Annotated in this window: 13 protein-coding genes and 1 pseudogene; 11 read left to right on the forward strand and 3 right to left on the reverse strand. The window is 60.0% G+C overall.

Annotated elements, in window-relative coordinates:
* Positions 1-326: 326 nt before the first annotated feature.
* Positions 327-1,220 (reverse strand): AraC family transcriptional regulator, encoded by an 894-nt coding sequence (locus tag WGT02_RS25795; protein ID WP_225040117.1) that lies wholly within the window; start codon positions 1,218-1,220, stop codon positions 327-329.
* A gap of 171 nt (positions 1,221-1,391) precedes the next feature.
* Here WGT02_RS25795 and WGT02_RS25800 point away from each other — a divergent pair, with 171 nt between their 5' ends.
* The 3 genes from WGT02_RS25800 (at position 1,392) to WGT02_RS25810 (ending at position 5,500) form a co-directional block, all read left to right on the forward strand.
* Positions 1,392-2,132, forward strand: a complete 741-nt coding sequence (locus WGT02_RS25800) for an SDR family NAD(P)-dependent oxidoreductase (RefSeq protein ID WP_024315127.1) — start codon at positions 1,392-1,394, stop codon at positions 2,130-2,132.
* Positions 2,133-2,461: 329 nt separating this feature from the next.
* Positions 2,462-4,225 (forward strand): monovalent cation:proton antiporter-2 (CPA2) family protein, encoded by a 1,764-nt coding sequence (locus tag WGT02_RS25805; RefSeq protein WP_208247350.1) that lies wholly within the window; start codon positions 2,462-2,464, stop codon positions 4,223-4,225.
* Positions 4,226-4,543: 318 nt separating this feature from the next.
* Positions 4,544-5,500 (forward strand): zinc-binding dehydrogenase, encoded by a 957-nt coding sequence (locus WGT02_RS25810; protein ID WP_040680954.1) that lies wholly within the window; start codon positions 4,544-4,546, stop codon positions 5,498-5,500.
* Between the two features lie 86 nt (positions 5,501-5,586).
* Here WGT02_RS25810 and WGT02_RS25815 read toward each other — a convergent pair whose 3' ends face one another.
* Positions 5,587-6,483: a LysR family transcriptional regulator gene (locus WGT02_RS25815; RefSeq protein WP_024315130.1), complete on the reverse strand. Its 897-nt coding sequence runs from the start codon at positions 6,481-6,483 to the stop codon at positions 5,587-5,589.
* Positions 6,484-6,633: 150 nt separating this feature from the next.
* Here WGT02_RS25815 and WGT02_RS25820 point away from each other — a divergent pair, with 150 nt between their 5' ends.
* The 8 genes and pseudogenes from WGT02_RS25820 (at position 6,634) to WGT02_RS25855 (ending at position 12,764) form a co-directional block, all read left to right on the forward strand.
* A complete protein-coding gene (locus WGT02_RS25820) occupies positions 6,634-7,287 on the forward strand; it encodes a hydrolase (protein ID WP_024315131.1) in 654 nt (217 codons plus the stop codon).
* A 349-nt stretch (positions 7,288-7,636) separates the two neighbouring features.
* A pseudogene (locus tag WGT02_RS25825) lies at positions 7,637-7,731 on the forward strand (hypothetical protein); the annotation flags it as partial.
* A gap of 21 nt (positions 7,732-7,752) precedes the next feature.
* Positions 7,753-8,247, forward strand: a complete 495-nt coding sequence (locus WGT02_RS25830) for a nuclear transport factor 2 family protein (RefSeq protein WP_225040115.1) — start codon at positions 7,753-7,755, stop codon at positions 8,245-8,247.
* Between the two features lie 123 nt (positions 8,248-8,370).
* On the forward strand, positions 8,371-9,402 hold the full coding sequence (locus tag WGT02_RS25835) for an LLM class flavin-dependent oxidoreductase (RefSeq protein ID WP_208247353.1): 1,032 nt from the start codon (positions 8,371-8,373) through the stop codon (positions 9,400-9,402).
* A 40-nt stretch (positions 9,403-9,442) separates the two neighbouring features.
* A complete protein-coding gene (locus tag WGT02_RS25840; RefSeq protein ID WP_029710045.1) occupies positions 9,443-10,318 on the forward strand; it encodes a LysR family transcriptional regulator in 876 nt (291 codons plus the stop codon).
* A gap of 164 nt (positions 10,319-10,482) precedes the next feature.
* Positions 10,483-11,418 carry a pirin family protein gene (locus WGT02_RS25845; protein WP_024315134.1) on the forward strand — a complete coding sequence of 312 codons (936 nt, stop codon included), beginning with the start codon at positions 10,483-10,485 and terminating at the stop codon, positions 11,416-11,418.
* A gap of 518 nt (positions 11,419-11,936) precedes the next feature.
* Complete coding sequence (locus WGT02_RS25850) at positions 11,937-12,236, forward strand: DUF1778 domain-containing protein (protein WP_024315136.1); 300 nt, start codon at positions 11,937-11,939, stop codon at positions 12,234-12,236.
* A gap of 3 nt (positions 12,237-12,239) precedes the next feature.
* A complete protein-coding gene (locus WGT02_RS25855) occupies positions 12,240-12,764 on the forward strand; it encodes a GNAT family N-acetyltransferase (protein WP_024315137.1) in 525 nt (174 codons plus the stop codon).
* A gap of 69 nt (positions 12,765-12,833) precedes the next feature.
* On the opposite strand, the gene WGT02_RS25860 is transcribed toward WGT02_RS25855, so the two are convergent.
* Positions 12,834-13,061: a hypothetical protein gene (locus WGT02_RS25860; protein WP_208247355.1), complete on the reverse strand. Its 228-nt coding sequence runs from the start codon at positions 13,059-13,061 to the stop codon at positions 12,834-12,836.
* Positions 13,062-13,625: the final 564 nt, after the last annotated feature.

The following is a 13,625-nucleotide window of genomic DNA, read 5'->3' on the forward strand; positions in this document are numbered from 1 at the left end:
GGCTTTCGAGTTTGTAGGTTTGCCGGCAGATATGCTCCCAAATGCTGCCTGAGCCTTGATGTCATTTCGAACGGAGACGCGGTAGTGCACCGTCGCGCGAAGCTGTGTCGCTGAACGAGGAACGCCGAAAGGAATTTGGCCCCTCGCGCCTCCGAACCGGCAGATCATGCAGTCGGATCGCCGACATCGTTGTTCGTTTGTCTGGGCACGGATCGAGCTGATGCACCAAGAGTTCACGGCTCCGGCTAACTCGGGACCCTGATAATGTTCTTCAACCAGTCTATCTTGCAGAGCTTTGCACTTATCCTAGGCGGGCGCGGCAGGATTCAGCGTTGCAGGTCAGCCACGGGCGCAGTGCCAAACATGCTTTTATACTCTCGACTGAATTGCGACGGGCTTGTGTAGCCGACCTCATATGCCACGCGCGATACATTTGAGCTCCCAGCGGCAAGAAGCTTTCGAGCTTCCAGCAGGCGTATATGACGTTGGAAGGCCAGCGGGCTAAATCCTGTGACAGCCTTGAAGTGCCTGTGAAAAGAGGTGACGCTCATGCCGGAAGAGGCCGCCAGGTCGGGGATAACAACGGGTTCGCTGTGGTTGGCGGCGAGCCAGTCAGCCGCAGTCTTGAGCTGTTGAAACCGATCGTTTCGCTGGCCGATCTGACGGAGCGTATCGCCCATAGAGCTCTGTAGCAGACGATAGTAAAGCTCGAACTCGTAGTGCGGTGCGAGCACGCCGACGTCATCGGGCGTGGCCAAGAGCCCCACGAGACGAGCGAACGCGTCGCCGACCTTGCCATTCAGATCGCCTGCCGCGACCGCGCACGTCCAGCGATCCTCCTGTTTGGGCATATCGAGCATGACGCGCGTGAGCATGCCGATATCAAGATGAAGGCTGATACCGACGTAAGGGAGCTCGGGCGTCGCGCCGGTCAGTTGGTGGATATAGGGCAGGCCGAAGGACGATGCGGCGCAGGCACCCGCCAGCAGTTCGAAGCGATTGGCGCCCATGGTCAAAACCTTGGTGCCCCGTAAAACGGCGTAGAACATGGGTTCGAACACGGCCGGTGTGGGTGACGTGGCGCGTGTGCTTGTCCATAGCGTCAGGCGTGGAACGGAAGTCGGGAGGCCAACAGTTCCCCGATGTCGCGCAACAAAGGGAGTAACGTCGTTCAGCAGCTGAGTGGTTGGTTTTACAGGATCTGCCATCACCTCAAGCATGAGTGATTTGGAAGGATCAGGCAAGTCTCTGAGAGAATCGGGAATGTGGCCTCCGTCATGTCTGCCTATCTTCAGGCTCAACGAAGGAAAACTGCCGTGATCTTCGGTACCGAGAGGAATGGGCCTCGAAACCGCGCATCAGGGCGACACGACATTGAAAGGGTTCGGATTATGCAGGAACTGGCTGGGAAGAATGCTCTGGTGACGGGTGGGTCGCGCGGCATCGGCGCAGCGATTGCACGCGCGCTTTCCGAGAAGGGGGCGAATGTAGCGATAACGTATGAGCGATCAGCCGACAGCGCGGCGCAACTTGTTCAGGCGATCGAAGGCAAGGGGCGCAAGGCCGTCGCGATCCAGGCTGACAGCGCCGATCCAGCCGCAATACAGCGATCCGTGGACGAAGCCGTCCGCGCACTGGGCGGTCTCGACATCCTCGTCAACAATGCCGCGATCGCACGATATAACAATATTGCCGATTTCACGGTCGAGGATCTCGACGCGCTGCTTGCGGTCAACGTGCGCGGGCCGGTGCTCACGTCGAAGGCGGCCATTCCCCACCTCAAGGAAGGCGGTCGCATCATAACCATCGGTTCAGCGGGTGCGGATCGTATCGTCGGCGCACCCGGCACGGTCTACTATATGACCAAAGGTGCGCTTCAAGCATTCAATCGCGGTCTTGCGCGCGAATTGGGTGCTCGGGACATAACGGTCAATCTCGTTCAACCGGGATCGACAAACACCGACTCGAATCCTGAGACGGGCGAATCTGCGGATTACCAGCGTAGCCTGACCCCCCTCGGTCGTTTCAATCAGCCAGAAGATGTCGCAGCCGCGGTCGCCTTTCTCGCGACGCCTGCCGCCCGGCAGATCACCGGGACGATCCTCACTGTGGACGGCGGCGCGCTTTCATGAAAGCGCAATGCAGTTGGTGGTCGCTCGATGAAGGTCGGGCGAAGGCTGGCTGGTGTTCCAATCCCTGTAGAAAAGCCGGGTGCCGTCCTTGGTGGTAAAGTAGGTCATCTCAACTCTTATCGCTGTACTCGCGACTATTTGCAGAGTTGTAACGCTGAAGCCAGGGATTTTGCGTTCCACTTTTTGCGACATGGTTTTGCGAATGTGGAGACTATTCAGCCTAAAACAGCAACGATACCAAACGCGGTGGAGAAACTGAATGGCGGGGCGTGGTCTACCTTTGGCCGGCGCCCGGTTTCTCAAGTATGTGAGATCGGAAGGGCGAATGCATGGCTGAAGCGAGCTTGGGGCAGACAATCGGGCCTGCGATCGTCCTGATGGGGGCGGCCGTTGTCGCGGTGCCCTTGTTTCGGCGGCTCGGCCTCGGTTCGGTTCTGGGCTATTTCGCTGCCGGCGTGCTCGTCGGTCCGTCGGTGATCGGATTGTTCACCGATGCCCTGTCCATTCTGCATTTCTCGGAACTCGGGGTGGTGATGTTCCTGTTTGTCATCGGACTGGAGTTGCGCCCATACAAGCTGTGGGCCATGCGTGGCCAGATATTCGGACTGGGCCTCGTGCAGGTCGCGGCGGCAACCGCAGCCCTGACGCTGACGGGCATGCTGGTCTTTGGCCTTTCCGGCCCGGTGGCTTTCATCGCCGGGGCAGGTTTCGTCCTTTCCTCGACGGCGGTCATCATGTCGGTCCTGCAGGACCGCGGCGAGATTTCGAGTGCCGAGGGCCAGAAATCGGTCTCCATCCTCCTCTTCGAGGACCTGATGATCGTGCCGCTTCTGGCGGTGGTCGCCTTTCTGTCGCCTCTGTCCCAGGGACAGTCTGAATGGATGGACGTTTTGCTGGCGCTTGGCGCGTTGCTGGTTCTTTTGGGGGTATCAAGATGGGGCCTGAACCCGTTCTTCGCCCTGCTGGCGCGTGCGCGAACGCGCGAAGTGATGACGGCGGGCGCGCTGCTGGTGGTGCTTGGAGCAGCATTGCTGATGGCCGGCGCTGGCCTTTCCATGGCAATGGGCGCATTCCTTGCCGGAGTGATGCTGTCGAGTTCCAGTTATAGGCACCAGATCGAAAGCGACATCGAACCGTTTCGTGGCCTGCTGATGGGCCTGTTCTTCATGGCCGTCGGCATGTCGCTCGACCTTTCCGTCGTTGCCGCGGAATGGTGGCTCCTGTTGTCCATGCTGGTCGCATTCACCATTGCAAAGGGTGCCGTGGTCTATACGGTAGCACGTTCATTTGGCAGTTCCAGTCATCAGGCATTGCACCGCACCTCTATGTTCTTGCAAGGCGGCGAATTCGCCTTTGTGCTCTACGCCGCCGCATCCGCAGGTGGCGTGATTGATGCGCGCGAGAACGTACTGTTCACCACCGTCGTGATCTTCTCCATGGCTCTGGCGCCTCTTCTCATGATTGCGGCAGACTGGCTTCTACGAAGCGAGGCATCTATGGAGGGCGTTGAGGCGGCCCGGGATCTCAATGGAAGGGTGCTCATCATCGGTTTCGGCCGCTTCGGGCAGATCGCTTCGCAACTGCTGCTTTCCAAGGGAGTCAGGCTCTCCGTGATTGATATGAGCCCCGACCGGATCCGTGAAGCTGGACGGTTCGGGTTCAAGGTCTTTTTCGGCGACGGCAAACGGCTCGATACTCTGCGCCATTCCGGTTCTGGTTCCGCCGAGGCACTGATGATCTGCATCGACGACCCGAAGGCCGCAATGCAGATGGTGGAACTGGCGCAGCACGAATTCCCGCAGGCAAAGATTCTCGTGCGCAGCTATGACCGCGGCCATGCGGTGGACCTGATCCGCGCCGGCGTGGACTATCAGATCCGCGAGACGGTCGAATCCGCCTACATGATGGGAGCGGAGGGCCTGCGAGCATTGGGCTATGCCGAGCTTGACGTGGAGGAAGCCGCCGAAGACGTCCGTCAACGGGACAACGAGCGACTGTCCGAGCAGGTGCAGGGTAACGCCATGTCCGGCCAGGACCGCCTGCACGTCCGGCCCGTTCCTGAGCCGCTAAGCGGAGTTGCCGTGTCGAAATAGACAGCGGCAGGTACTCCGTCGCATCGGCGTGCAGGTGCTTGAGGTGCCGAAAGGCAAAAGAGCCGAGCCTGCTTCTGTCCCGGCGGATGCGCTATCGCCAAGTTTACGAAGCGGATGTCCGGTTGGTCGCGGTCTGTGGATCGCGGTCAGGCCTGACAAACACGGATGGTCTTGAAGAAGAACAACTGGGCACGCGTGGGACGGGCTGTCGGGATCCGCGTTCATAGAGGAGAGCGGCGCCGATATCCTGATCGAAGCGGGACCGAGTGATTTCCGTATCAAGCGGGGCACGCTTCACTCTTCGCAAAGGAAAAACACATGAAAGCCGCAGTCTATAACAACCCTGGCCCTCCAACGGTCTTGAAATATGCCGATGTGCCCGATCCCGTCTGTGGGCCAGATGATGTCCTGATTTCCGTCGAGGCCATTTCGATTGAGGGCGGGGACCTGATCAACCGCCGATCGACCCCGCAGCAATCTCCCTCGATCGTTGGCTATGCCGCTGCCGGGACCATTATCTCGATCGGTGCAAATGTCCGCGACCGGGCAGTCGGCGAAAAGGTGGCCGCCTTCGATATGCATGGGTCGCATGCGGAACTCTGGTCCGTCCCCGCCTCGCGCACATGGTTGGTTCCAGTTGGCCTGGAAATGGCGCAGGCCGCTTCGCTGCCGATTTCCTTCGGAACGGCCTATCACTGCCTGATCACCAAAGGCGGCCTGGGCGAAAAAGAAACAGTCCTGATCCAGGCTGCCGCCGGCGGTGTCGGTCTGGCGGCCATCCAACTGGCGCGTGACGCGGGGGCGACCGTTATCGCCGCGGCCGGTGGCGGCGAACGACAGGCGCGCCTGACTGAGCTCGGCGCATCACATGTCATCGATCGCCTGGAAAAAGACGTCGTTGAGGAGGTACTTCGGCTGACTGGTGGCAAGGGGGCGGATCTCGTCATCGATCCGGTTGGCTCGACCTTGCAGGCCTCGCTGTCCGCACTCGTTCCCGAGGGGCGCCTTGTGTTCGTCGGAAACGCAGGCGGTGGCGGCCTTGATGTCGATCTTTGGCTCCCGATGCAGAACAATCAAACGCTTCACGGCGTGTTCATGGGGCCGCTTTTCGAGAGGCCGGCCGTATACAGGACCGTCAGCCAACTTCTCGAGGCCGTGGCCGAAGGGCGCATGGAGGTCGTGATCGATCGCGTGTTTCCGTTGCATGAAGCATCAAAGGCACATGAATATGCGGAGACAGCCAAGCCGTTGGGGCGCGTTGTGATGGTGCCCTGATTTCCGAATGATCTGGTGATCTCAAGATGCAGTTGCTGATCGCTCGGCGAGGCATCGCGGACGTCGTTGGGAAGAGTGCTGCGATACTACGGGTAAGCTGTCTTCGGCAATGCCGGGCCATGGTCAAAGCACTCGATCAGCATTTCGGTCAGCACTCGGACTTTTCTTGTAGGATGCTGCCCGGGCGGTCTGACGACATATATTCCCGCCGGCGGCGGTGGATGGCGTTTCATGACCGGAACCAACTCGCCTGAGTCCAGATAATCTTTGATAAGGTCGTCAGGCAGCGCGGCGATGCCCAATCCGGCTGCTGCGGCGGCAGCGAGAGCGGCCCCGTTGTCGGCCTTGAAGCGTCCCTGTGGGCGAACGGTTATCACCTTGTCTCCATCCATCACTTGCCAGGTTTCCGTTCCCTGCATGAGAGCCTGATGGGCAACAAGCTCGTCCGGTGTCTCCGGAGAGCCATGGGCTTTGATGTAGTCCGGGCTTGCGACGAAATTCCCGTAGAGGGGACCGACGCGTCTTGCGATCAGGTTAGAGTCCTGAAGAGTGCCGACCCTGATCGCACAATCATATCCTTCTGCGATGAGGTCCACGAAGCGATCGCTGTAACAGGTCTGGATCTGGAGATGAGGATGGCGACGCGCCATTTGTGCAAGTACTTGCGCGAAATGCGTCGGCCCAAAGGAAAGCGGCGCTGCTACACGCAAGCGACCGCGAAGCTCACCAGTGGGCAGGATGGTCTCCCTCGCCACATCTATCTCGGCGGAAACCCTTGCTGCGTAGTCCCGGAAGGTTGCGCCTGCCTCTGTCAGAGAAGCCCCGCGTGTGGATCGGGCTAGAAGCTGGACACCAAGCTCCGCTTCAAGCCGCACAAGCCGTCGGCTGACCATCGACTTGGAGATGCCAAGCCGCAGCGCGGCCGAAGTGACGCCTCCCGCATCAGCAACTTCGACGAATGTCCGGAGATCTTCGATATCCACTCAGCGTTCCTCATTCTGCGACACAGCTTAGCACAGTCAAGGACTACCGCATCACAAACGGGAATGACAAGTTTTGTCCCAGGCAGCGCCTCGGAGGGCGCATGTCTTTTGAGCAAACGCGCTTCAATACCGCCAACATAGGATGAAAACATGACCTTTCGTAACGGCCTTGACTCACTTCTCCGCCCCGAAGACTCCGTACTCGTTCTGATCGACCACCAGCCTTACCAGCTTGCGAACCTGAACAGCCACGAGCCGATGATGGTGATCAACAACACTGTGGGTTTGGCTAAGGCAGCCAAGGCGTTCGGCGTCCCCACGATCCTGACGACCGTGATCGCCGAGCGGGGTGGTAACCTGTTCCCCCAAATCGCAGATGTGTTCCCAGGCCAGGAGATAATCGACCGGACGTTCATTAACACGTGGGAAGATAAGACGACAGTGGATGCGGTTAAGGCGACCGGCCGCAAACAGCTGATCATTGCCGGCCTCTGGACTGAAGTTTGCGTCGCCATGCCGACGATCCAGGCCCTTGGCGAAGGCTGGGATGTAACGGTCGTAACAGACGCATCGGGCGGCACATCGGTCGAAGCGCATGAGGTCGCCATCCACCGCATGATCGCGGCCGGCGCCAACATGATGACGTGGCTGGCGGTTGCGTCTGAATGGCAGCGCGATTGGGCGCGGATGGACACTGCCGTAAAGATGACGGACGTGGTCGTGCAGCATGCCGGTGGTAGCGGCATCGCTTATTTGTGGGAGCAGCAGTTGCTCAACACGCCTGTGCCGAGCAGCGCGGGATGATCTGGGCGGGGGGAACGAAAGTCTTGATCGATCCAGCGCCAACACGCTGACTGCTTCTCGAACTGCGTCATCCCCGCTCCCACAAGACGGCTGCCCATGTCCGAATGCAGGGCAGCCGGCATGATCAACGACCATTTCCTCCAGCCATTACCCGCGACTGCAGCCGGCTCAGCCTGGCTATCTATCGCCTCATAGAAAGGACCATGAAGATGTCGGTGGAGCGCTTTCCCATCGGACAGGAGATGGATGTCACCTATCCGAACTTTAAAGTCAGCCAGACGCTACTCTCAGTCACGCAGCTGAGGTCGAGATCAAGGAAGGGCCGTTCGCTCGGACCGAGACCGTCGACATTCAAGTCGTACCCCTTGGCAACGGCATCTTTGCTGTCAGCTGGCAGGAAAAGGATGGGGCGCGGTCACGAACGTTCAGGACTACGATCGCGGCGTTATCCACTCGCATGCCACCTTGGCTGACGGCCAGTTCCTGCGCATGAGCGGAACGATCGCCATGACGCGGGCTGCTGACCAGATCTCGGATCAGCGCCCCTTTCGAAACAAGGCGCTTGTGCTCGAGGCGATGACGTCGCTGTTTCAGCGCCGTGACGCGTCGGTGGTGGAGCGGCTGTACGTTTCGGATTATGTCCAGCACAATCCCAACATTCCACAAGGTCGGGATGCACTGCAGGCGCTCGTCGCCAATCTGCCCAAGGATGTCTACTACGAGCCTGGTCTGATCGTCGCAGAAGGTGATTTCGTCGCCATTCACGGCCGCATCCGCGGCTGGGCGGAGAAGCCTCAGGTCGTGATCGATCTCTTCAGGGTCGAAGGCGGCAGGCTCGCCAAGCACTGGGATGTGCTGCAGGGCGAGGTTCCGGCAACGACAGCCTTCGGCGGCATCTCGATGTTCGATCCGAGAGAAGGGGTAATCCGCGCTGAAACGGCACCTTCCATGGGCACGTAGGTACGACCAAATAATCAAGCCCGATCGTGTCGGTGGCCATGACTTCAGCTCCAACTACTCTCGCTACCGCGAGCTTCGGGCATCAGTCGTCGGCATCAACTAAAACATTTGTGAGAACCCTACATGGAAATCGGTATCGACAGTTTTGCAGCCATCCTCGCGGATCCGACCACAGGCAAGCTTCCTTCGGCGACCGAGCGTATGGCCGAACTCATCGAGGAGGTCGTCGTCGCGGACCGCATCGGGCTCGATGTCTTCGGCATAGGCGAGCATCATCGCGGCGAGTTTCTCGATTCCGCCCCGACTGTCATTCTGGCCGCGGCAGCGGCCCGGACCAGCCGGATCAGATTGACGAGCGCGGTGACCGTTCTGAGCGCAGCCGACCCGGTGCGGGTTTTTCAGGAGTTCGCAACTCTCGATCTGATTTCCAAAGGCCGTGCGGAAGTCGTTGTCGGCCGGGGTTCCTTCGTCGAGGCCTACCCGCTGTTCGGTCTGGACACACGCGACTATGACGACCTGTTTGCTGAAAAGCTTGACCTGTTTCTCGCGCTTGGCGAAACGACGAATATCACATGGGAAGGTCGCTTCCGTCCGGCCCTCAAAGGGCAAGGTGTTTTTCCGCGTCCCCATCAACCACAGCTACCATTATGGATCGGCGTCGGCGGCACGCCGCAATCCTTCGCTCGTGCCGGTTCGCTTGGCCTTCCGCTGATGATCGCCATCATCGGCGGGAGCTTCGAGCGCTTCCGTCCGCTTGTCGATCTCTATCGCGAAGCGGGCAAGCGCGCGGGACACAGCCCCGAGACGCTTAAGGTCGGCGTCCACGCGATGGGATTCGTGGGCGAGACCAGCGCCGCAGCGAGGGATGCCTTCTTTCCCGGCTGGGCGCATCTGACCGCGAAAATCGGCCGCGAACGCGGCTGGTCACCGCCGACGCGCCAGCAGTTCGAAGCTATGGCAGGTCCGCAGGGCGCATTCCTTGTCGGTGACCCGAAGACGGTCGCAGCCAAGATGCTGCAGGCCAGTGAGACGCTTGGCGGCGTTTCGCGCATCACCTTCCAGATGAGCACAGCCTCTCTCGACACGGCAGCGATGAAGACATCGATCGAACTTCTCGGCACTGAAGTCGCGCCAATCGTGAGGGCCGTGCGATAGGCATGGAGGCCAAGCTGTATCGCAAAGCGGGGAACGCCAAATGGACATCGAGGATCTGCGGACATTTGTCGAAGTTGCCGATGCCGGGGGCGTTTCTCCCGCGGCACGTCGACTGGGAATCTCCAAGTCAATGGTCAGTCGGCGCCTCATACGGCTTGAGGAAGCGCTCGGCATCCAGCTTGTTGCACGAACGACCCGTGGCGCCGGCCTGACGGAAGCAGGCGTTACGTTTCGGGACTATGCAGCAAGGGTCTGTGCAGATATCGACATCGCACGGGAAACGATATTGCCCGACGGTGACCTTCGCGGGCGCTTGAGGGTGGCCGTCCCTCTCACATCAGGCCCGCTACATTTTGCGCCCGTACTTGCAGAGATGGCACGACACCACCCGCAGCTTCAGATCCATGCCGACTATAGCGATCGCTTCGTAGATCTGATCGCGGACGGCTACGATTGCGCGATCCGGGTCGGCGCCCTACGCGACTCGAACCTGATTGCAAGACGCGTCGGTCAGATTTACGGCAAGCTGGTAGCGAGCCCGGACTATATCAGAACGCATGGTTCGCCTGAAACGCCGGACGAAATCGTCGCTCACCAAGCCCTCGTGGGCGCCGAAACGTGGCGGTTCGTGGATGGTGAGAAGATTGTCATCGTGCAGCCGCAGGGTCGCTTCAGTTCCGACAACGGCGCGGCGCTCGCCAGTGCGGCCGCAGCAGGGCTTGGTATAGCGTGGCTTCCCGATTGTGTTACCCATGAATATCTAGCGTCCGGCGCGCTCGTTCCAGTCATGACCCGGTATCCGCTACCGGTCGGTGGGGTCTACGTCGTGCGGCCACCCAGCCCGCACCCGGCGCGAAAAGTGCGCATCCTCTCGGAGTTCCTGATCGAAGCATTCGAAAGAAATCCGTATTTGTAGGGTCTGCGTGTTGACAATCGACTGCGCGTTCCGCTTTTTGCGACACAGCTCATCGCGCCGCGCAACTAGTCGTGAGGGCGCTCTCCCGTTAGTCACTTGGGCCATACAACGACCGCTGCGCTCTACGCAGGCACGAGAGCGCCAAACGGAGGAGGTGAATGCGCATGAGTTGGAACCCTGCAATCGAACCAGGCTGTCCTGACGAGGTCGGCATCGACGCGATCGAGACCCTAATCGTTCCTCGGGCCCGTGACCTTGGCGGCTTCGAGGTTCGGCGCGCCCTGCCGGCGCCGAATCGGCAGATGGTCGGACCGTTCATTTTCTTCGACCAAGCTGGCCCGGCCGAGCTGTTGACCGGCCAGGGCATCGATGTTCGGCCGCACCCCCATATCGGTCTTGGCACGGTCACCTATCTGTATCGCGGTGACTTTCACCACCGTGACAGCACCGGGGCTGACCAGATCATCCGTCCCGGTGAGTTGAACTGGATGGTCGCAGGGCGAGGTGTTTCTCATTCCGAGCGGACATCCGCAGCGGCGCGGACGGGGCCGAACGGCTTGTTCGGGATCCAGACCTGGCTGGCTCTGCCGGAAAGCCACGAAGACATGACGCCGATGTTCGAACACCACGGCAAGGAGACGCTGCCGATGATCGAGGACCATGGTGTGTCGGTGAGGCTCATTCTCGGGAACGCCTATGGCAAGTTCGCTCCCGCGACCATGTTTTCCGAGACATTCTATGCCGATGTTAGGCTTGAAGCAGGCGCTCGCCTGCCGATGCCGGACGATCACGAGGACCGGGGCATCTACATTGTCGAAGGCTCGATCTCGATCGCCGGCCGGGAGTTCGAAGCACCCCAGATGATGGTGTTTCGTCCTGGCGACAGGATCACGGTCGCAGCCGGGGAAAAAGGCGCGCGGCTGATGATCTTAGGCGGGGCGACACTTTCCGGCCCACGCTACATCTGGTGGAACTTCGTCGCCTCATCTAGGGAGCGTATCGAGGAAGCCAAGGCTGAATGGCGGGCACAGAACTGGGGCGAGGGGCGCTTCGATCTTCCGGTCGACGACCGGGATGAGCACATTCCGCTTCCAGAGTGATGGGGAGTGCAGAATTAGGATGCCATGTTTACGCAGCGCTGCGAAAAAGGCCGATGCGGTTCTCGGCAATCAGAAGCTCAAGTAACGGGTTCGGGGTGCTCGGAGACCGCAAGTTAAGATTAAATCCTGCCCCCGCAACCAATATCGGACCCAAAATCCTCGGTGATCCAATAGGTTACCCATCACCCCGCTCCATAGCCCTGGGAGCCGGGAGGTTGTAGGTGACGACAGCGCGGACGGTCCGGCCGATTCATTTCGAAGATTTGAGCGGCAGCGAGTTCGAGCGCCTCGTGTTCGCCTACCACCTTTGCAACGACTGGACCGATCTCGACTTGGTTTGGCCAGACGGGAAGCGACCAGAACGGAAATCTCCGCGAAATCGGCTCCTGGCGCATGTGAACTCCTCGGTGGCTGTCCCTTCGCCTTTTCCATCAAGGCAGGGCGGCCTCGAACAAGGCCGACATCAGCGTATTGCATTTGGCGCTACAAGTCATTATGTTGCCCTCAAGGAGATAGTCATGGCCACCACCGTCGAACGCAAGGAATACCCGATCTCGATGCGTCTGCCCGAAGCGGACGTCGCGATGATCGATCGAGCCGCCACGCTGCGCGGCCGGTCGCGCACCGATTTCGTGCGCGATGCAGCCGTGCGCGCGGCCGAAGAAATCGTCATGGAACAGCGACTGATCCGCATGAGCCCCGAAGGCTTCGCCGATTTCATGGACGTCCTGTCCCGCCCGGCTGCTCCGGTTCCCGAGATGGTGAAACTGGCCAAGCGGCCCGCGGCGTGGGAACCAGGCTACGTCGCGAAGCGGTGAGCCGTGGCTTTATCGGTTCCCGAACCTCTTACCGCTGGACATGATGTTTCCGAGTTCTCCTGCGGCAAGCCTACGCTCGATCATTGGCTGAAGACGCGCGCTCTTTCCAATCAGGAAAAGGGTTTCACGGCGATTCTCGTTGTCCGCGAGGCCGGGCGAGTCGTCGGGTATTACGGCCTGGCGCCGACGGCCGTCATTCCTTCGATCCTGCCGCGCTCGATCCGCACAGAGCAACCGCCCGATCCGGTTCCCTGTCTTCTTCTCGGCCAGCTTGCCACGGATACGGAATGGGCCGGGCGCGGCATCGGCACAGGTCTGGTGAAACATGCCCTTGAGCGCTGCGTTCAGGCCGCAGTTCTCATTGGCGGACGGGCATTAATGGTCAACGCCGTCGATCACGAAGCGGCTCAGTTCTGGCAGCGCCGAGGTTTCACGCCCTCGAAGGACGACCCGCTCGTGCTGTTTCGCTCGATCGCTGCAATCGCCGCATCGCTGGCGGAAGCGCGGCAGCAAGAGCGAGGCACATAACCTGAAGTCTTCGCAATTCAGGCAACTCGGCAAAAAACCCAAAAAGAACGCATTTGATGATGGAAAACTTTACGGTCGCTCCTTCGCTGATGGCTGCAGTGTCGGTGGCAGGTTTTGTGGTTCGACGGTGCTGGCCACGGCATGGCCGCTGCAGAGTTGCGGATCGGGTTTCCGTGACGGGTTGAGTGCGCCATGAATATGCAGGTTCTGGATGCCGCTGTCGGGACCATTATCTCGATCGGTGCAAATGTCCGCGAACGGGCAGTCGGCGAAAAGGTGGCTGCCTTCGATATGCATAGGTCGCATGCGGAACTCTGGTCCGTCCCCACCTCGCGCATGGTTGGTCACCACGTCACAAAAGACGCGCCTTCAACTAAACGCCCGGGAAGGCCGATCGTGCATGACGAGCTTGAGGTAGCTCGATCGCCGCGCACCCTGTCTCGTAACAGGGAATCCATTGTAAGGCCCGGCTTTGATAGGCGCGTGATAAGTTCAAGCTTATCGAAACCGGCAATCGCCCCACCGCCTCCGCCAGCAAATCCCATTCTCAGCGCCAGACCGTCCAATCAGCACGTCTTAGCAAACAGGTCTCGCTGACCGCGAGCCTGAGTGAACGAAGCGGACCTGCGGGAAAAAATTGAAAAATCCAAATCGCCGCTAATGCCGACAAGAAGCGAAGCTCATTGACGGTCATATTCTCACGGTCGACCAGGTTCTGACGTTTGCCGTGAGGACCACACTTCGTGACGGTTCCAGCTGTTCCAACGCCAGCTTCAAGCCTCTGACCAGCACTTGTTCGACGCTTTGCTGCGCGGGAGCAAGGGATCTTTATGCCATTCGCCGGTTCAGGCTTTGCTTTGG

This window comes from Rhizobium sp. T1470 (genome assembly GCF_042140505.1).
Taxonomy (GTDB): domain Bacteria; phylum Pseudomonadota; class Alphaproteobacteria; order Rhizobiales; family Rhizobiaceae; genus Rhizobium; species Rhizobium favelukesii.

What these genes read in the sequence shown, in the direction of transcription:
- WGT02_RS25845 (WP_024315134.1), top strand. Translation starts at nt 10,483, where the DNA reads ATGAGTTGGAACCCTGCAATCGAACCAGGCTGTCCTGACGAGGTCGGC.
- WGT02_RS25840 (WP_029710045.1), top strand. Translation starts at nt 9,443, where the DNA reads ATGGACATCGAGGATCTGCGGACATTTGTCGAAGTTGCCGATGCCGGG.
- WGT02_RS25795 (WP_225040117.1), bottom strand. Translation starts at nt 1,220, where the DNA reads ATGCTTGAGGTGATGGCAGATCCTGTAAAACCAACCACTCAGCTGCTG.
- WGT02_RS25800 (WP_024315127.1), top strand. Translation starts at nt 1,392, where the DNA reads ATGCAGGAACTGGCTGGGAAGAATGCTCTGGTGACGGGTGGGTCGCGC.
- WGT02_RS25820 (WP_024315131.1), top strand. Translation starts at nt 6,634, where the DNA reads ATGACCTTTCGTAACGGCCTTGACTCACTTCTCCGCCCCGAAGACTCC.
- WGT02_RS25810 (WP_040680954.1), top strand. Translation starts at nt 4,544, where the DNA reads ATGAAAGCCGCAGTCTATAACAACCCTGGCCCTCCAACGGTCTTGAAA.
- WGT02_RS25860 (WP_208247355.1), bottom strand. Translation starts at nt 13,061, where the DNA reads ATGCATATCGAAGGCAGCCACCTTTTCGCCGACTGCCCGTTCGCGGAC.
- WGT02_RS25805 (WP_208247350.1), top strand. Translation starts at nt 2,462, where the DNA reads ATGGCTGAAGCGAGCTTGGGGCAGACAATCGGGCCTGCGATCGTCCTG.
- WGT02_RS25850 (WP_024315136.1), top strand. Translation starts at nt 11,937, where the DNA reads ATGGCCACCACCGTCGAACGCAAGGAATACCCGATCTCGATGCGTCTG.
- WGT02_RS25835 (WP_208247353.1), top strand. Translation starts at nt 8,371, where the DNA reads ATGGAAATCGGTATCGACAGTTTTGCAGCCATCCTCGCGGATCCGACC.